The sequence below is a fragment of the Blautia sp. HCP3S3_C4 genome (assembly GCF_052064095.1).
In the GTDB taxonomy this organism is placed as follows: domain Bacteria; phylum Bacillota; class Clostridia; order Lachnospirales; family Lachnospiraceae; genus Blautia_A.
This window is the reverse complement of the sequence record NZ_JBQHWF010000002.1, coordinates 14,979-34,167: the sequence shown is the minus strand read 5'-3', so window position 1 is coordinate 34,167 and position 19,189 is coordinate 14,979. Positions and strand designations below refer to the sequence as shown.

Here is a 19,189-nt window from a genome sequence, read left to right as displayed (position 1 = left end):
GATATACTCTCCAGTCAGAAAACCGGATACATTTTCCTCAATTATAACAATGTACCGATCTTAGATACAAATGTAGTCACACCGAGGTATGCTGTAAGAATTACCACGATCACTCCAAGAATGGTAAGCACTACCGGGTGATGATAATTCTCTCCCATAATGGATTTCTTATGTGCAGCAATCAGGCAGATCGCCAGTGTGATCGGAAGGATCAGACCATTCACAGCACCTGCAAGCACAAGAAGCACTGCCGGATTGCCAAGAATAAACATGATTGCTGTGGAAATAACGATAAATCCGATGATCACTTTATTTTCATTTTCTTCAATAGACTTACTGAAAGTCTTAAGGAAGGAAACAGAAGTATAAGCCGCACCAATGATGGATGTGATGGCTGCGCACAGAAGAACCAGACCTGCAAACCGGTATCCGATTTCACCAGCCCCCTGCTTAAAGGCATCTGCTGCAGGATTTGCAGCATCCAGTGTTACACCCTTGACAACAACACCCAGAACAGCCAGGAACAGGAAAATACGTACAATAGTGGCAATGATCATACCCATAACAGAACTCCTATTGATCTCTTTCAGGTTCTTCTCGCCTGTAATTCCTGCATCGATCAGACGGTGTGCACCTGAGAAAGTGATATATCCTCCAACAGTGCCTCCCAGAAGTGTAAGGATTGCAGGAATCAGATTTGTGGCACCGGCTTCTGGTACAAATGTATTCTTCAATGCACTTCCTACCGGTGGTTTTACCACAATGATCACAACAAAGATTACGATAATCATAATGGCACCCAGTACCTTGGTAATAGTATCCATGGCACTTTTGGCATTTTTCAGCACAAACACCAGGATTGCCAAAAGACCTGCCAGTATGTAACCAACTTTGGTAGGTATTCCAAGCAATGTGTTAAAACCAAGTGCTCCGCCACCTACGTTTCCGATATTAAATACCAGACCACCGAATACAATCAGTATAGATACCAGATATCCCAGTCCAGGAAGTACCTTATTGGAAACATCCTGTCCACGAAGTCCGGTCACACAAAGCACACGCCAGATATTCAGCTGTGCAATGGCTGCAAGGATTACGGAAACCAGGATAACAAATCCAAAACTTTCCTGATACTGTCCGGTAAAGGTTGCTGTCTGTGTCAGGAATCCTGGTCCGATTGCAGATGTGGCCATCAGAAACGCTGCGCCAAGTAAGGCTCCGCCACTCTTTTTCTTTTCGCTCATTTTTATTGCCTCCTTTTCATGTTATTATCGCACATTATACTAAAAAATGAATATTTACACAAGTAAAAATTATTTTGATAACTTTTGATGTCGAATTTTTATAATCTGTATTTTGTAATAAAAAACAGCAAAAGAGTACCCGGATTCCCATCCGATACAGCTCCTTTGCTGTTTTTTCAGTCAGGCGGATATAATCATCCTCTTTGTTGTTTGCTCATATAACCGAATAACTGCTTTGCAGTTTATTCAGTTAAAATGTAAATTTATCCGCAAAATATGCATCCAGTTCATCAATCTTCACACGAACCTGCTCCATAGTATCACGGTCGCGAATTGTGACTGCTCCATCGTTTTCGGACTCAAAATCATAAGTTACACAGAACGGAGTACCGATCTCATCCTGTCTTCTGTAACGTTTACCAATGTTTCCACGATCATCATATTCACAGTTATATTTCTTGCTTAACTGCTGATAGATCTTCTCTGCGCCCTCATTAAGCTTCTTGGAAAGAGGAAGCACACCGATTTTAACAGGTGCAAGTGCCGGATGGAAATGAAGAACTGTACGAACATCATTCTTCTCTGCATCCAGAACTTCTTCGTCATATGCGCTGCACAGGAATGCAAGTACCACACGGTCAGCTCCAAGTGACGGCTCGATTACATATGGAATGTATTTCTGTTTCTTCTCATCGTCAAAGTATGTCAGATCCTGTCCTGATACGTTCTGATGCTGTGTCAGGTCATAGTCTGTTCTGTCAGCGATTCCCCAAAGCTCGCCCCATCCGAATGGGAACAGGAACTCTACGTCAGTAGTAGCTTTGCTGTAGAAGCTTAACTCTTCTGCATCATGGTCACGGTAACGAACTTCTTCATCCTTCAATCCAAGAGAATGTAACCAGTTCAGGCAGAAGTTCTTCCAGTATGCAAACCACTCAAGGTCTGTATCCGGCTCACAGAAGAATTCAAGTTCCATCTGCTCGAACTCACGTGTACGGAATGTGAAGTTACCCGGTGTGATCTCGTTACGGAAAGATTTACCGATCTGACCGATACCAAACGGAATCTTCTTACGGGATGTTCTCTGAACATTCTTAAAGTTTACGAAAATACCCTGAGCTGTCTCAGGTCTTAAGTATACTGTATTCTTGGCATCCTCTGTAACACCCTGGAATGTCTTGAACATCAGGTTAAACTGACGGATATCTGTAAAGTTATGCTTGCCGCATGTAGGGCATGGTACATTGTGGTCTTTGATAAAGTTCATCATCTCTTCCTGAGACCATCCGTCTACAGAGCTCTCAAGTTCAATACCATTCTCCTGGCTGAAGTCCTCAATGATCTTATCTGCGCGGAAACGCTCATGACATTCCTTACAGTCCATCAGCGGGTCAGAGAAGCTTCCCAGATGTCCGGAAGCCACCCATGTCTGTGGGTTCATCAGGATTGCACAGTCAACACCTACATTGTATGGGGATTCCTGAATAAATTTCTGCCACCATGCACGCTTTACATTATTTTTTAACTCTACGCCCAGATTACCATAGTCCCATGTATTTGCAAGACCACCATAAATTTCGGAACCCGGGTAAACAAATCCTCTTGCTTTTGCCAGAGCAATGATTTTGTCCATTGTTTTTTCCATGACTATTCTCCTCGTCTTTTATTTATATGACTAACGCTATTATAGCTGTATCTCTTTTCTTTTGCAAGGTTTCTCAACTCATTATTTCCAGAATTTCAAGGCTTTTGAACTTTTTATCTGTATTTTTCGCTATATATTTATGTATGAAACGTTCTAATTCCGCCAGTACTTCCTCCTTCACAGTGAAGGTATAGAGTTTTCCCAGGTCTGCCACTGCAGCATACCGCATGACATAAAGGACTGACTGAGAGATTCTTCCCCCATCTTTCACCTTTCTCAGACATTCCTTGCACAATATCCCATGTGCCTCCTGAGAAAAGAAAAGTTTCTCTTCTTCTCCAGGCTGTTTTCCACAGCCTGTACAGTTAAAAAGAGAGGGACCAATTCCCTGAATAACCATCATCCTCAATTCAAAAATACAGCGAATCAGCCGGTCCTCAATATGTGGATTCAAAAGAGCTTTCACCGTCACATACAGCAGATTCATGGCATCCTTCTCATCGGTTCCTTCCTGTCCAAAATAGTCTGCCAGCTCCAGAAAATAGAAACCATAATAGATACCCGGCTGTTTTTCTGCCAGTTCTGCAAAATGATGAGTGATAGATACCTGATTCAGATTGTAGCTTGTCCTGCCCTCATAAAGAGTAAAAATACCAAAAACAAAGGGCGTTGTAGCTGCCAGAAAAGGGCTGTTCGGGCGGCGTGCACCTTTTGCAAAAGCAGAAATTTTTCCTCTCTCTCTTGTGAGAAGAACAATCCGCTTATCATATTCTCCCACAGGCATGGCTGAAAGTACCACTCCCTGCACAGTTATCAGATCACTCATTGATTTATCCTTACATATTCTCAGATTTCTTTTTTGTCATATCCGAAGTTCTTGATAAGGAAATCGCTGTCCCTCCAGTCCTTTTTTACCTTTACCCAAAGCTTCAGATTAACCTTTGATTCCAGCATTCGCTCAATCTCATATCTTGCATTGCTTCCGATTTTTTTCAGCATGGCCCCCTGTTTGCCGATGATGATTCCCTTATGAGACTCTCTCTCACAGATAATAGTCGCATCAATATCCACGATTGGATTTTTTCCGGGACGTGTTTTCATCTGATCAATGGCAACTGCGATCCCGTGGGGGATCTCTTCATCCAGAGCATGAAGAGCCTTCTCACGGATGACTTCAGCCACGATCTGGCGCTGAGGCTGATCTGTGACCGTATCCTCATCATAAAACATTGGTCCATATGGAAGATATTTCAGGATACAGCCAATAATATCCTGGGTATTCTGTCCCCGCAGTGCGGAACATGGAATGATTTCTGCAAAATCACATACCTTACGGTAGGTATCAATAGCAGGAAGTATTTCCTCTTTGGATACAGTATCGATCTTATTGATGATCAGGATCACAGGCACTCCGATTCCCTGAAGCTGTTCTGCTATATGTCTCTCCCCTGCTCCGATAAAGGTACTTGGCTCCACCAGCCACATAATAGCATCCACTTCCTTCAGTGTTCGTTCTGCCACCTGGACCATATATTCTCCCAGCTTGTTTTTTGCTTTATGGATACCCGGAGTATCAAGGAATACGATCTGTCCCTCATCACAGGTATAGACTGTCTGGATACGGTTTCTGGTTGTCTGTGGTTTCTTGGATGTAATGGCGATCTTCTGACCGATCAGATGGTTCATCAGAGTAGACTTTCCTACATTTGGACGACCGATGATCGCTACAAATCCGGATTTAAAATTTTCGTTCATTTTGTTCTTTTCCTTATAAATTATTACTTTTCATCTATATCTGCAACATAATATCATGTTTACTCTCAGCAGTTGATCAGTGATTTCACTTCCATCAGCACATCAGAAGCCTCAGATACCTTGCTCTCACTTCCTACAACGCAGATCTGGTCTGCTGCCAGAACTGTCTCAATGATCTCAGCCAGCCCATGGATATCCTCCACAGATGCATTCAGGATCTGATCTCTCTCTTTCTGGATCATCTCTTCTGTCACACCGCAGAAATAGGCTGTCTTTGAAACAGAGCCCTTCATCTGAGGTGTTTTTGGCACATCCTTTCCACTGATAGTACCGATGATATATTTTGTCATCTCTCTTTCATCCGCCTGGAAGCCTCGGATATACTCCGGAATTCCCTTATATACATCCAGCGTACGTTTCAGATGAGGATCACGATAGGACACCAGATAGCTTTCTCCATTTCTCTTAAATCCGCTCATACAGCCATATGCGCCGCCTTTTACACGCAGATTGATCCACAGATAATCATAACTTAAAATAACTTTCAGAATTTCCAGTGCACCTGTATATTCCAGACCTTTTTTCTTAAAGTTACCGGTCTGGGCCACATACTGGACCTGTCCTGAGGTCTTAAAGCCTTCGTTTTTCTTTGTACAGGTCAGTTTGTTCTGTGATCTCTCCACAGGTTCTGTGCAAAGTCCCTCTTTTACAGAAAGTGCCAGTTTCTTAACAGTTTCCAGTGATTCCTTCTCTCCTGTATAGCTGATCATAAAGTTCTCAGGACGAAGGATCTCCTTCATCAGTCTGCGAAGTTCTTCTACTGTTTCTTCTTTTCTCTGATCAAAATCTTTCTCCAGCTTCTCGATAAACTGATAATATCCGATTCCTGCCATCTCATCCTGGAATGCAGCCATAGGTGAAGAATATGCTGTTGCTCTCAGCACAGCAGTGGAATGTCCTGCACCGGTCAGATTTACCTGAGCACGGGATTTCACAGACGCAATGATCTCATAGAGACGTTTGGTATCTTCCAGTTTTGAACTGTTCAGGATTTCCTGGATCATTTTGAAAAGGAAATCCAGTTTTGTATAGAGCGCCTTACCCCTTACAGAGAACATAGCCTGAAACTCTTCTGTTGAATCAGCTCTGTCAAAAACCTCTACTCCACAATTGATGCCACCTGTATTGGCATTGATCTCATTAAACAGTTCTCCATATGTGTGATCCTTTGTATCCACATATCCAAGCACAGATTTCAACAGTCCCAGATAAGGAATCTGTTCCGGTGCAATGCTGTCAGTCTTAAACATCAGATCTACATATCCGATACCATTTGTGCATACCTCATGATAAAGGAACAGGCTGTCATCTACAGATAATTCTTCATTTACAAAATTTCCGGCCTCTTTCTTAATATCACTTCTCTTTAACATAGGAATACATTCCAGTGCTTCCGGATCCTCATCAGATTCCTGGTATGCTTCCAGTGCTTTGGTCTTCTCGACCATTGTATTCAATTCTTCTTCAGAAAGACTGCTTCTGTATGCTTCCAGTTTCTCTTCCAGCTCTTTCTCACGCTGAGCTGCCAGTCCCTTCTTCGGCACAAGAGTAAGAATACAGCCATGAGGATTCTCAAGAAGATATCTGCGGATCAGTGCTTCAAAATATCCCTCATTTACTGCTTTTTTCAGGTTCTCAAATACCTTAAGCATCTGCACCTGTGCAAAAGGATCTTTACTCTCATACAGCCAGTCTCCCAGAATATCAAGGCTGTACATCAGTCCCTTTGGATAGGAGGAGAAGTCTGCCTCACGATAGCGGAATTCAAAGTAATTGATTCCCGCTTCCACTGCTTTTTTATCAATTCCATTCTTAACAATATCTCCAAGCACCTGTCTGATCACAGATACGAACTCTTCTTTTCTGTCAGGATTGGAGCCTTTTGCAATCACTGTAAAATATGGCTGGAGAATTCCGTCATCATAAGAGCCATAGACATCCTTTCCCAGCTTTGCATCCAGAAGCGCCTGTTTCAGCGGTGCTCCCGGTGCACTTAAAAGAGCATAGTCAAGGACTTCAAATGCCATTGCCATCTGGCTGTCCCCGGCATTTCCGGCGATCATATTATAAGAAAGATAGGTATTATCCTCTTCTCCCTCATTCTCTGCGATGGGATACTCCAGCGTCACATCCCTGCATTCGTCAAATGCCCTCTGCTCCCGGATCACAGAATCCACATCCAGGTATTCAAAATGAGACAGATAATGCTCATCAAGGAAGTTAAGCTTCTCCTCCATATCCATATTTCCATAAAGATAAATATAGCTGTTGGACGGATGATAATAGGTTTTGTGGAAATTCAGGAAGTTCTCATAGGTAAGATCCGGAATATTTTTCGGATCACCGCCTGATTCACAGCCATAAGTGGTATCAGGAAAAAGGTGGTTCATGATCTCACGCTCCAGAACCTCATCCGGAGAAGAAAATGCCCCCTTCATCTCATTGTATACAACACCATTATATTTCAGAGGTCCTTCCGGCTGTTCCAGATGATAGTTCCAGCCTTCCTGACGGAAAATCTCTTCTCTCTTATAAATATTCGGATAGAAGACCGCATCCAGATAAACATGCATCAGATTCTGGAAATCCTGATCATTACAGCTTGCTACAGGATAGCAGGTTTTATCCGGATAAGTCATGGCATTCAGGAATGTGTTCAGAGAACCCTTTACCAGTTCCACAAAAGGATCCTTTAATGGAAACTCCCTGGATCCGCAGAGCACACTGTGCTCCAGGATATGTGCCACACCTGTGCTGTCCTTAGGCGGTGTGCGGAATGCGATATTAAATACTTTATTCTCATCATCATTCTCGATCAGCATAACTCTTGCACCGGTTTTTTTATGGCGAAGCAGCCATCCCCTGGAATGAATATCTGTAAGATTTTCCTCCATTATCACTTCATATGCTGTCAAATTCTCTTTGTTCATTTCTGCCTCCAAGTTATTTTTTATTACTGTCCCCTCTATTCACAGTAACTTTATTTACCTGTTTTTGCGTCCAGTCCGCCTTCACCCGGAAAATGCTTTTCATAAGCTTCCCTTGCTGCCCTGGTAATAATCCCCAGTTCTTCCTGCATATCAAGGTTTACAGGAAGCTGTACAGCAGTCTCATAAATATCTATCTGCAATTTGTTTTTGGCACCTTTTTCTCCGATGGGAACAATTCCGCAGATTATGGTATTATAATTCTTATCCTTTTCACACAATTCCATGTATGTTTTCACCATATGGCAGCATTCTTTGTACAAAAGCTCCTGATGAAGTGCATCTCCCTGCTGAAATTCTCTGAATTTCAATTTTTCCAGATGTTTACCGATTTCTTTTTTTGCACTTTTCATGCCAAAGAATCTCCTGCCTGCATCCCTGTTGTATTCCAGGGACATCCACAGTCCCAGATATCCGTCAGCACGTCCATCTCCAGTCTCAGAAACAGCACTGTAGCGAATATCCCAAAGTTCCTTTCTAATGGCATTTCCCTCTGTATCCTCTCCTGCTGCAATGGACTGATCCAAAAACATTTTTCTTTTCATAGGATCATGTTCTTTATAATAAAGGGCAAGCAGCTGTGTATCTTCCATAAACCTTTGTTCCTTTCGTTTTCACTTATATATTATTTTCAGTCTTTTTATTCTTCCTCATAGGCAAGCTCAGTTTCTGCCATTGCAAGAGCTTCCTCAATCACCTGATCCATATCCATATAGCGGTACATACCCAGTCTGCCTCCGAAAAGTACTTTTTTCTCCTCCAGGGCTTTTCGCTCATATTTATCAAATAATTCACTGTTCTTGGGATCATTTACCGGATAATAAGGCTCCCTGCCTTTTTCCCAGGCAGCGGGATACTCTCTGGTGATTACTGTCTTTGGCTGAGTTCCAAACTCAAAATGCTTATGCTCAATGATTCTTGTATAAGGCACCTCATAATCTGTATAATTGACCACAGCATTTCCCTGATAATTACCCATTTCCAGAGTTTCTGTCTCAAAACGCAGGGAACGGTATTCCAGTTCACCATAACAATAATCATAAAATTCATCGATCATACCTGTAAAAAGAACCTTTTCAGCCTGATCCATCAGTTCCTTTTTATTTGCAAAAAAGTCAGTATTCAGGCATACCTGCACACCTTCAAGCATTTTTTTGATAATGCGGGTGTAACCACCCTTAGGGATACCCTGATATGGATCCTTAAAATAATTATTGTCATAGGTATATCTAAGAGGAAGTCTCTTAATAATAAAGGATGGCAGATCCTTGCACTCTCTTCCCCACTGTTTCCGTGTATATCCCTCTATCAGCTTCTCATATACATCCTGTCCTACCAGGGCCAGTGCCTGCTCTTCCAGGTTTTTAGGATGAGTAATATGCATTCTGGCTATCTGCTCCTGGATCTTTGCCTTAGCCTGTGCAGGAGTCTTTACCCCCCACAGCTGATGAAATGTATTCATGTTAAAAGGAAGATTGTATAATTCATCTTTATAAACAGCAATCGGGGAATTTACAAAATGATTAAACTCAGCAAACTGATTGATATACTCCCATACATCCTTTCTGGAAGTGTGGAAGATATGTGCTCCATATCTGTGCACCTGAATTCCCTCTACCTCTTCCGTATAAATATTTCCCCCAATATGTCCTCTCTTATCAATAACCAGACAGGTTTTTCCCTTTTTGGTAGCTTCATGTGCAAAAACTGCACCGAAAAGTCCCGCTCCTACGATCAGATAATCAGATTTTTTCATGTTATACACCTTCTTGTTTTTTAATTCAGGCGGACAAAATCATCCGCTTCGCTACTTGCTCATAACCGAATAACTACTCCGCAGTTTGATTCGGTAAAAAAAGCAGCAGCACAATTTCTCGCGCTACTGCTATTATAACAAATTCCTCTAAAATTGGATAGCCCTTTATTTCATAGAAGCCACTTCATCAAACACATCTGTGATCTCTTTAGACGGTGCTTTTGTTGCAAGACTGAAGACAATGATCATTACCAGACTTACTGCAAATCCCACTGCCAGAGAATATAATCCCGTGTAGGTACCAAGGGTCTGTCCGGATACAAATGGAATGTAGTCCCAGATAATAACAGTCAGACCGCCGGAAACAATTCCTGCCACAGCTCCTGCCAGATTAGTACGTCTCCAGAACAGAGACATTACCACGACGGGGCCAAAGGCTGCTCCCAGTCCTGCCCAGGCATTTGATACCAATCCCATAATACTGCTGTTTGGATTCCATGCGATCACAAAAGCAAGAACAGAAACAATAATAACCGTAATTCTGGCAACCATTAAAATCTCTTTGGAATCTGCATCCTTCTTTACAAACTGATGATACAGATCCTCAGATGCTGCTGATGCAGTTACCAGAAGCTGGGAATCCGCTGTGGACATAATCGCCGCCAAAATACCACAGAGGAAAATTCCTCCAATAAACGGAAGTGCAAGGTCATTGGAAAACAGTTTCCCGATCATCTCTATAAACACACTTTCAGAGGAAGATGCCCCCTCTGTTCCCAGAACTTCCGGTAACAGGTAAGCACGTCCGATCACACCGATAAAGCATGCTGCAGACAGAGAAAGAATATCCCACACAATAGCAATCACACTGGATTTTTTCAGCTCTTTTTCACTCTTCACAGCCATAAAACGGGTAAGAATATGGGGCATTCCACAATATCCCAGTCCCCATGCAAGCTGTGAGAAAATCTCAATGAAAGTATAATTACGTTCTCCGTTCTCAAATGCATTAAGGAAAGCTGCTGCTCCTCCCAGTGCCCCGCTCTGGTTCAACAGATCCGTCAAATTTCCCGGAAGCATAAAATAAGCAACCAGCGGTACAACAAGAAGACCTATCAGCATCAGTGTTCCCTGTACAAAATCAGTTACACAGACTGCCATAAATCCACCCATAAAGGTATAGCAGAGAATAACTCCGGCTCCTATTGCCAGTGCTATATGATAATCAATTCCAAATACGGTATTAAACAGTTTACCACCTGCTGCCAGTGCGGATGCCGTATACACCAGGAAAAAGATCACAATTACAATTGATGAGATCAGAAGCAGGATTCGCTTCTTATCCTGAAAACGATTCTCAAAAAATGCAGGGATCGTCATGGAATTATTGGCTGCTATGGTATATCTGCGGAGCCTTCTGGATATACACAGCCAGTTCAGTACAGTTCCGATAAAAAGTCCCACTGCGATCCAAATCTGTCCGGTTCCCAGTGAATAGATAGCACCCGGAAGCCCCATCAGAAGCCATCCGCTCATATCAGATGCCTGTGCAGACAGAGCTGCCACCCAGGCATTCAGCCCTCTGCCTCCCAGAAAATAATCCTCTGAGTTATTTGTTTTCTTCATATAAACCACACCGATTACTATCATAAACAACAGATAGACTACAAATGCGGACAATATGATCATAGTATTACCACTCACTTCTCTTCTCCTCCTTATTACGCAGGCATCTTCTACTTTTTCTGTCTCTGCCTGTTTTTCATTTCTACACTTTAACATATCAAATCCCCAAAAATCAATAGTGATTCTGTTTATTTATGTTTATCATTACATTTCAGAATGTCAAATATGTTTTATATCACACATTTTTATATTGGATAAAATAACCTTTTTGCCGTTTTACAAAAAACAGATGCAGCAACTACACTGCACCTGTCTCATTTTTTATACTGTTTTTACTTTATCTTCCGATGTTTTTTCCCTTTTTTCAAATAGACATTCTTAATATAAGAAAGGAGAACCTCTTCTCCATGATCGTTAAGGATTCGCAAAAGAGCCTCCAGGTCTCTCTTTGTGTCCGGATGGATAAACCAAAGTCTTTCTTTACTTTTCAGGAAATAGCTCAAAGGCTGTGTATGGTCATATTTATCCCCCAGATAATTCCGGGAAGCACTGATTCTGTCCATCACCATCTCGGCAACATATTTACGGGGCATGGGAACTCCGTTGATAATATGTTCATCTCCCGGTACGTAATCTACCCAATATTCAAAATGATGCTTGTTTCTTCCCTTATGGTGAAGCCAGGATCGTGAAATGCCTGTAGCTTCCCTCTCTGCATTATTGGGGCTTCTGTCTCCCTGATAATACTTACAGCCAACCAAAAACTCCACAGGCTCATATTTTGACAGATCATGAAGCAGTCCCTGTTTATAAAGCCCGATACGAAAACAGTAACGCATCACCAAAAGCTTATGTCTGGTGATTGTCTTAAAGTGCTGCCATGGGTGCATTTTTCTTTTCCTCCTGTTTTGCCAGAAGCACTACGATGGTACGGGGTGCAATCTCCAGCTTCCTGCTATGTTTCTCGTCATCATAACAAAATCCATTGGTCTTTAGCATACTTGTATCAATTACTTTTGTCCAACAGCCTTTTCCCGGCAGATTGGGAAGTGCCACACTTCTGTTTTCCCAATGGAAATTATATGCAATATAGATAGAATCATCATAAGTCCCATCTTTCCTTCTGGCATAAGCACCGTAATACATAATTCCCAGAAGTCTGGAAGTATTCTCTGAATTCAAAAACCATGCCCTTTCCCCATGTACAGATACATCCGGCAGGCCTCTGGTCTGGTAATCCACTCCACGTAATTCTCCGGGTGTATGAAGAATAGGATGTTCCTTTCGGAAAGCAATCACCGCCTTTACAAATTCCAGAAGACTTTCATTCTTTTTAAGCCCCTTCCAGTCGATCCAGCCTATGGAATTATCCTGACAATAAGCATTATTATTTCCATTCTGGGAATTACCGATCTCATCTCCTCCATAGATCATAGGAACACCCTGGCTGAGCAATACCATAAGAAAAGCATTTCGAAGCTGTTGTTCTCTAAGCTGCCGGATATTCATCTTACGTGTAGGACCTTCTACTCCACAGTTCCAGGAATAATTATAGTTGCTGCCATCCTGATTGTTCTCATAGTTAGCTTCATTATGACGATAGTTATAAGTCACCATATCATTCAGGGTAAATCCATCCTGACAGGCCATATAGTTGATCACTGCATATCTGTCCGGATTTCTTCTCACATGCCAGGCAGCTCCTTCTACCATCTCCTCGTCACTTTTCAGGAAGCGGCGCATATCCTGAAGAAATCCGGGATTATACTCAGCCACACATTTCTGGGCAGGTTCCTTCTTTCCCCGGATATCCCGTTCATCAAATCCGTGGAACATCAGCTTGCTGTCTCTGAGAATACCATCCTGCATCAAAAGCTGTATCGGTGCTCCATCTCCCAGCACATGAAATCCATCTACATGAAAATTCAGTTTCCAGGACTGCAATGCACGAAGAGCCAGAAACGGGTTTATTCCTGCCGGAAAATACATCTCCAAAATACAGGCAATTCCGGCTTTATGCATTGCCTGTATCAAATGCCTGAACTCCTGTGCGGGATCATTCGTTGCACTGTACGAACGCTTTGGTGCCATATAATACCCTGCTGTATATCCCCAATAATTCACCTTTTTATTAACTTTTTTCTCTGATACCATACTGCCGGCATAATACTTTTTCGGTACAGTCTCCATAAACTCATATACCGGCATCAGCTCTATTGCATTAATTCCCAGTTCCTGCCAGTAAGGAATCATTTCTTCCAATGCCTGAAAGGTCCCTTTTTTCCCCTTAATCTGACTGTTGGCTTTGGTATAGCCTCTCACATGAAGCTTATAAAGTATCATTTCATGATAAGGAATATTAAGGCACTGATCCCCTTCCCAGTCATAGTCTCCCGGGTTCCAGAAGGTGCAGCGTATTTTATGGGCATCAGGATCTGCCTCTGCCCCAAAACGTTCTCTCCCTGAAATCCCATAGGTCCATGGATCTATATAAACCTGCCCGTCCAATAAAAAATTATATTCATATCCCTCCGGCAAAAAATCTGGCAGAAAAAGAGAATATACCTCCCCTGCCTTATTCTCACTGGTAAACGGAATCTCCATACAGGGTTTCTTTGACCTTTTTTTATAGAGGACCAGAGAAGCATTCTTTCCTTCAGGAACCTCCACTGTAAAATTATATCCTCTTTCCAGTCTGTTCACCCCTGGCAGCAAAGGTATTCCCTTCTCTGTCTTATATCTTCTGCTGTCAGCCATTCTCCAACGTCCTCCCTGTTTTTAATACAAAACCTATCTCAATCCTTAATTTTCAATTCTACCGGACAGTGATCAGAACCCATAATTTCTGTATGGATCCTGGCATCTTCTAATCTGTCCTTCAGTGCCGGCGAGGTGATAAAATAATCAATTCTCCATCCTGCATTCTTTTCTCTTGCCCTGAACCGATAAGACCACCAGGAATAGATTCCCTCCTGATCCGGATAAAAATAGCGGAAAGTATCAATAAATCCACTTTCCAGCATTCTGTCAAAACATGCTCTTTCTTCATCTGTAAAGCCTGCGTTTTTATGATTGGTTTTTGGATTTTTCAGGTCGATCTCCTGATGTGCCACGTTCATATCTCCACAGCAGATCACCGGCTTTTTCTCCTGAAGTCTCAGAAGATATGCCAAGAAATCCTTTTCCCACTGCATACGATATTCCAGACGTCTCAGCTCACTCTGAGAATTAGGGGTATATACCGTAATAAAATAAAAGTCCTCAAACTCTAGAGTAATCACTCTGCCTTCTTTATCATGCTCTTCGATTCCCAGTCCGTAAGCTACAGATAATGGCTCCTTTTTTGTAAATATAGCTGTACCGGAATATCCCCGTCTGTTGGCATAATTCCAATATTGATAATATCCCGGCAGATCAAGCTTTACCTGTCCTTGCTGACACTTGGTCTCCTGCAGACAGAAAATATCTGCATCCAGCAAGCGAAAGCTTTCTTCAAAGCCCTTGCCGATGCAGGCACGAATTCCATTTACATTCCAGGAAATAAATTTCATAAATTTCCACTCCTATATCTCAAAATTTCTGAACAAATCATTCTCTTCCGTTCATTATAACACATCTTATATCATTCCGCGATGATATTTCTCCTCAAACCATAAAAAAATTGCATTTAGCTTACGTTTCTGGTACAATACTAATATTCAGACTTCTGTAAAAGTCTTGAATCATCAGGATACCATTAAGGAACAAAACTGTGTTTTCTATTACAGTCACAGTTCTGAACTTTTATAAAAGAAAGAATGAGGATGAAAACCATGACAGAAGAATTTACAACCGGCGGATGTTCCCCCAATGACTGCGCTTCCTGCAGCGGTTGCAGCAACCCAGAAGGAAACTGCCAGGATATCGAAGACAGACGCACCATCACCCTTACCCTGGACGATGATACAGAGGTAGAATGTGCGATCCTTACTATTTTCCCGGTAGATGCCAAAGAATATATTGCCCTTCTTCCATTAGATGAGAACGGTCAGAATCAGAACGGTGAAGTATATCTCTATACCTTTGCCCGCACAGAATCCGGAGACCCGGTTCTTTCTAATATCGAAAGCGATGAAGAGTACAACAAAGCTGCCATTGCATTTGACACTGTTTTACAAAATGCAAAGGATTCTATGGAACAAATTGAGAAATAATGCTTTTAGGCTTTGTCTCTCAGAATATTAAAAAACTGTCATAAGCCCTATAACATGTGCTTATGACAGTTTTTTCTTTTCCCAAATATCAGCTTATGATCTTATATCCCAGATAATCCAGCAATAATTCACAGTACATAGCATTTGCCCAGGAAAACCATTCTCTGGTATATCTGGATGGATCATCTGCATGAAATCCCTCATGCATCAGGCCGGTACTTCCGGTAGTTTCTATCATTTTTTCAAGGACAGACTCCTTTACTGTTCTCCTGTCAGATGTCAATCCTTCCATAGCCATCCCAATATGCCAGATATAATTTGCCGGTGTATGAGGACTTCCTATTCCGCTCGCTGCTTTTCCCGTATAATAATAGGGATTTGCTTCGCTCAGAATCATATTCCGGGTATTCTCCGCAAGCTCCCTGTCAGTAGGATATCCCAGATACTTTATAGATAACAGACTGGGTACATTAGCATCATCCATAAGATGATACATTCCATATCCATCTGTCTCATAAGCATAAACTTCCCCAAATTCCTCTGTTTTTGTATGTCCATACTTTTCGATTGCTTTGTGTATTTCTTTCCTCAGATTCTGTGCACTTTCAGCAAGCTTTCTGTCATTCAATACTTCTTGTGCCAGTTCACTGAGATATCCCAGCACAACCACAGCAAACATATTGGAAGGGATCAGATATCCATAAGTGCAGGCATCGTCACTTGGACGAAAGCCAGACCAGATAAGCCCTGTATCCGGACGGGTTAAGGCTCCCTTCCCCTCTCTGGACAAAGTGTCTGTATAAAAGCTTCCATTCCTCACAAACCTGTATTCTGACCGTTCTTCATGATTTTGTTCCCTATGAAAAACTTCCAGAATCTTTTTGACACCTTTCCGGAAATTTTCATCCAAATGTGCTGTATATCCTGTAATCTTCCACAAAAGCCAGGCCAATTGAATGGGATAGCAAAGGGAATCTATTTCAAATTTCCGCTCCCATACCCAAGGATTCTGATCATCAAAATCCTTTTCCCAACAGGCACCGCTGGGCTCATTATTAAACGCATTTGCATAAGGATCCATCAGCAGGTAAAAAAACTGACGCTGTACAACTCCGCCGATCAGTTCCTGCAGTTTTGTACTTCTAGCCGCAAGATAAAGATAAGGTCTTACCTGCGCAGTAGAATCCCTCAGCCACATAGCCGGAATATCCCCTGTGATCACATGCACAGTTCCATCCGGATTCTCTGCTATTGTTCTCTTCAGGGTATCTCCATAGCTTCTCTTAAACTGTTCTGCAAATTCCGGATGCCCAGTTTCTTTTGCCTTTATCTCTACTTCTTTATAAAACTGTTCCAGCACAGCTGTAAGTTCTTGTTCCTTTTCCTTAGATATCATACACACTCCGTACCCGAAGTCCTTCCGGTTTTCCCTGAAGAATCTTTATCCGTCGCTCTCCGGCGTTCATATCAAAATAATTATCCTCCAGAATTAAATCTTCTGTATCATTAAGAATCTCCACACTCTTCGCATAGGCAGAAGCACTCACGATAATCTCATCTCCCTCTGTCCTTACTGTCAGTTTCGGATCCAGATAATGGAAATATTTCGGATAAGAGAAAATAACAGTTCCCTGAGAAATTACCTGATCATCCTCCCAAGCCTCATAACTTACATATTCATTAAAACAATCAATCTGTGGAAGTTCCACCTTATCCAGCCATACTGCAGACAAGGCAGGTACCTCTACCCACTGTTTCTCCTCCATAAGCACTGTGGCATCTGCCTTTCTCACTGCCCATTTCACAAGAACCCTGCGGTCTGTGAGAGTTTCATTTGTCACATTCAGACGGATAGATTTTTCAAATTCAAAGTGCTGACGATTCATGTCCGCCTCTACTGTCATCCAGCTCTGTTCCTCACAGGAAAGCATCACAGGGGCAAAGAAACGCTTTGCATAATAATGTAATGCCTTCCAGCGGCCATAATAATCAACAGATGACCAGGAGATTACCGGCCAACAGTCATTCAGCTGCCAGTAAATAGCGCCCATACACCGTCCACGATTTCGTCTGTAATGCTCCACTCCATAACGGATTCCGTCTGCCTGAAGAAGCTGGGACGCATAAACAAAATCGCTGAAATTCTCAGGATAGCGATATGCAGCCTGCATATATTTGGCAATTTTCCCATTTCCTCCATAATTTCTCTGATGTTTTTCCATCACATAGGAAAATGGATTCAATTCCCTTGGATCATCTGTAACGGTTTCCAGTGTTTTTACAGAAGGAAAAGCCTGAAATCCAAACTCAGATGCATATCTGAAGAAATATTTCCTGTATTCCGCAAAAGGCTTATTCCCATGCCATACCTCCCAGTAATGTACATCTCCGCGGTTAGGATCATTGGGATTATCAAAGGATCCGCCTGAAGACGGACTAGCCGGCCAGTAGAAAGTTTCCGGATCATATTCCCGTAAAATTTCAGGAATAATCCGTTCATACATAAACAGATAGTCTCTCACCTCTGACGGCTTTGTTACCCAGGTTCCCTCCTGTGTAAATGTCTCCATCTCATTGTTTCCGCACCATAATGACAGGGATGCATGATGACGGAGACGTTTGATATTATCAATAAATTCCTGTCGGATGTTAGCCTCAAATTCCGGTGTAAGCTCATACATTGAGCAGGCAAACATAAAATCCTGCCATACCATCAGTCCCAGTTCATCACAGATATCATAGAACCAGTCCTCCGGATAATAGCCGCCTCCCCACACACGGACAGTGTTAAAATTCGCTCTTTTACACTGAAGGAGCAATTCTCTGGTACGTTCCCTGGATGTTCGCTGAAGTAAATTGTCTTCCGGAATATAATCAGCACCCATGGCAAATATCTGATATCCATTTACCTCATGGGCAAAGCTTTCTCCCCACTGATCCTTTTCTATATGCATGGTCATGGTTCGAAGACCAATCTTTCTGCACCAGGTATCTACAATCTGATTTCCTGCTTTCAGATTCACTTCCACCTGATATAAAGGCTGTTCTCCTAATCCATTGGGCCACCAGAGCTTCGGGTGGTCAATTTCAATTTCATCCGGAGACCCTTCCCATGTAGTCTTTGTTCCATCAGGTTCCGTAACTGTGATTTCATATTCCAATAACTGACTCTGCTCTGATTTTCCTGTTTTTTCACAACCATCTTCGTCAGCCTCATCCATTGTCTCCACATCAACTTCCGGTATCAGCAGCACCTTTCCCTCTTCATGAATCTGACGGATATACACGCTGTCCAGTCTGGCATGTTCTACTCCCAGAAGCGTTACAGGGCGAAAAATACCTCCATCCGGCAGGCAGGCACCCCAGTCCCAACCGCACATATAGTGTGCCTTGCGCAGATGCATAAATCCTTCCACTGTATCTTCGTTTCCATGTGTTTTATATTTCTCGTAAGCTGCCGCCATAAATTTCAGAGGAGATCTGATAATGACACGAAGAGTATTTTCTCCTTTTTCCAGAATCTCCTTCACAGGAAACTCCCAGACTCTGTGCATACTTTCTACTCTTCCCAGACAGCACTCATTCAGATAAATATCCCCAATCGTATCAATTCCGTCAAACCTCAGGATTACTTCCTGACAGTTTTCAAATTCTGTTTCGTCATATATAAATACAGTTTTATATTCGTAATCTTCCTCCATCAGTGCCTTCGCCTGATATTCGTTATCTTCCCAAAATGGATCTTCCATTTTTCCAGCCTGAAGAAGAGCCATATAAATATCTCCCGGCACCTGCGCAGGAACCCATTCCTGCTCTTTCACATTACACAACTGCCAGTTCTCATGAAGCTGCATTTTTACCATTGTTCCCTCTCCTTACACAGGATACAAAATCCTTGCCGGATTCCATCGGATATTTTTAAT

14 protein-coding genes are annotated in these 19,189 nt (G+C 42.3%); 1 reads left to right on the top strand and 13 read right to left on the bottom strand.

Going from position 1 to position 19,189, the window contains the following annotated elements:
- Nucleotides 1-41: 41 nt before the first annotated feature.
- From ACTNC6_RS02105 to ACTNC6_RS02055, 11 genes are all read right to left on the bottom strand, one after another.
- Nucleotides 42-1,244 (bottom strand): NRAMP family divalent metal transporter, encoded by a 1,203-nt coding sequence (locus ACTNC6_RS02105; RefSeq protein ID WP_441043097.1) that lies wholly within the window; start codon nt 1,242-1,244, stop codon nt 42-44.
- 250 nt (nt 1,245-1,494) lie between these two features.
- Complete coding sequence (locus tag ACTNC6_RS02100) at nt 1,495-2,889, bottom strand: glycine--tRNA ligase (RefSeq protein WP_022380971.1); 1,395 nt, start codon at nt 2,887-2,889, stop codon at nt 1,495-1,497.
- Nucleotides 2,890-2,962: 73 nt separating this feature from the next.
- Nucleotides 2,963-3,715, bottom strand: a complete 753-nt coding sequence (gene recO / locus ACTNC6_RS02095; protein ID WP_441043096.1) for a DNA repair protein RecO — start codon at nt 3,713-3,715, stop codon at nt 2,963-2,965.
- A gap of 20 nt (nt 3,716-3,735) precedes the next feature.
- Entirely contained in the window at nt 3,736-4,644 is a 909-nt protein-coding gene (gene era, locus ACTNC6_RS02090) for a GTPase Era (RefSeq protein WP_441043095.1), read from the bottom strand.
- Between the two features lie 65 nt (nt 4,645-4,709).
- On the bottom strand, nt 4,710-7,634 hold the full coding sequence (locus ACTNC6_RS02085; protein WP_441043094.1) for an insulinase family protein: 2,925 nt from the start codon (nt 7,632-7,634) through the stop codon (nt 4,710-4,712).
- Nucleotides 7,635-7,684: 50 nt separating this feature from the next.
- Nucleotides 7,685-8,284, bottom strand: coding sequence for a DUF6553 family protein (locus ACTNC6_RS02080; RefSeq protein ID WP_441035435.1), 600 nt, complete (start codon nt 8,282-8,284; stop codon nt 7,685-7,687).
- Between the two features lie 47 nt (nt 8,285-8,331).
- Complete coding sequence (gene glf, locus ACTNC6_RS02075) at nt 8,332-9,447, bottom strand: UDP-galactopyranose mutase (protein WP_441035434.1); 1,116 nt, start codon at nt 9,445-9,447, stop codon at nt 8,332-8,334.
- A gap of 165 nt (nt 9,448-9,612) precedes the next feature.
- Nucleotides 9,613-11,229: a sodium/proline symporter PutP gene (gene putP / locus ACTNC6_RS02070; protein ID WP_441043093.1), complete on the bottom strand. Its 1,617-nt coding sequence runs from the start codon at nt 11,227-11,229 to the stop codon at nt 9,613-9,615.
- A 176-nt stretch (nt 11,230-11,405) separates the two neighbouring features.
- Nucleotides 11,406-11,963, bottom strand: a complete 558-nt coding sequence (locus ACTNC6_RS02065) for a DUF5662 family protein (protein ID WP_173743452.1) — start codon at nt 11,961-11,963, stop codon at nt 11,406-11,408.
- On the bottom strand, nt 11,941-13,830 hold the full coding sequence (locus ACTNC6_RS02060) for a Type II secretory pathway, pullulanase PulA and related glycosidase (protein WP_441043092.1): 1,890 nt from the start codon (nt 13,828-13,830) through the stop codon (nt 11,941-11,943). The genes ACTNC6_RS02065 and ACTNC6_RS02060 overlap by 23 nt, the downstream gene beginning before the upstream one ends.
- Nucleotides 13,831-13,868: 38 nt before the next feature.
- Nucleotides 13,869-14,624, bottom strand: coding sequence for an exodeoxyribonuclease III (locus ACTNC6_RS02055; RefSeq protein WP_019161123.1), 756 nt, complete (start codon nt 14,622-14,624; stop codon nt 13,869-13,871).
- A 261-nt stretch (nt 14,625-14,885) separates the two neighbouring features.
- Here ACTNC6_RS02055 and ACTNC6_RS02050 point away from each other — a divergent pair, with 261 nt between their 5' ends.
- Nucleotides 14,886-15,266 carry a DUF1292 domain-containing protein gene (locus tag ACTNC6_RS02050; RefSeq protein WP_441043091.1) on the top strand — a complete coding sequence of 127 codons (381 nt, stop codon included), beginning with the start codon at nt 14,886-14,888 and terminating at the stop codon, nt 15,264-15,266.
- 88 nt (nt 15,267-15,354) lie between these two features.
- Here ACTNC6_RS02050 and ACTNC6_RS02045 read toward each other — a convergent pair whose 3' ends face one another.
- Both ACTNC6_RS02045 and ACTNC6_RS02040 read right to left on the bottom strand, forming a co-directional pair.
- Nucleotides 15,355-16,662: a glycoside hydrolase family 125 protein gene (locus tag ACTNC6_RS02045; RefSeq protein ID WP_441043090.1), complete on the bottom strand. Its 1,308-nt coding sequence runs from the start codon at nt 16,660-16,662 to the stop codon at nt 15,355-15,357.
- Nucleotides 16,652-19,129: a beta-mannosidase gene (locus ACTNC6_RS02040; RefSeq protein WP_441043089.1), complete on the bottom strand. Its 2,478-nt coding sequence runs from the start codon at nt 19,127-19,129 to the stop codon at nt 16,652-16,654. Before ACTNC6_RS02040 ends, ACTNC6_RS02045 begins: the two co-directional genes overlap by 11 nt.
- Nucleotides 19,130-19,189 lie beyond the last annotated feature (60 nt).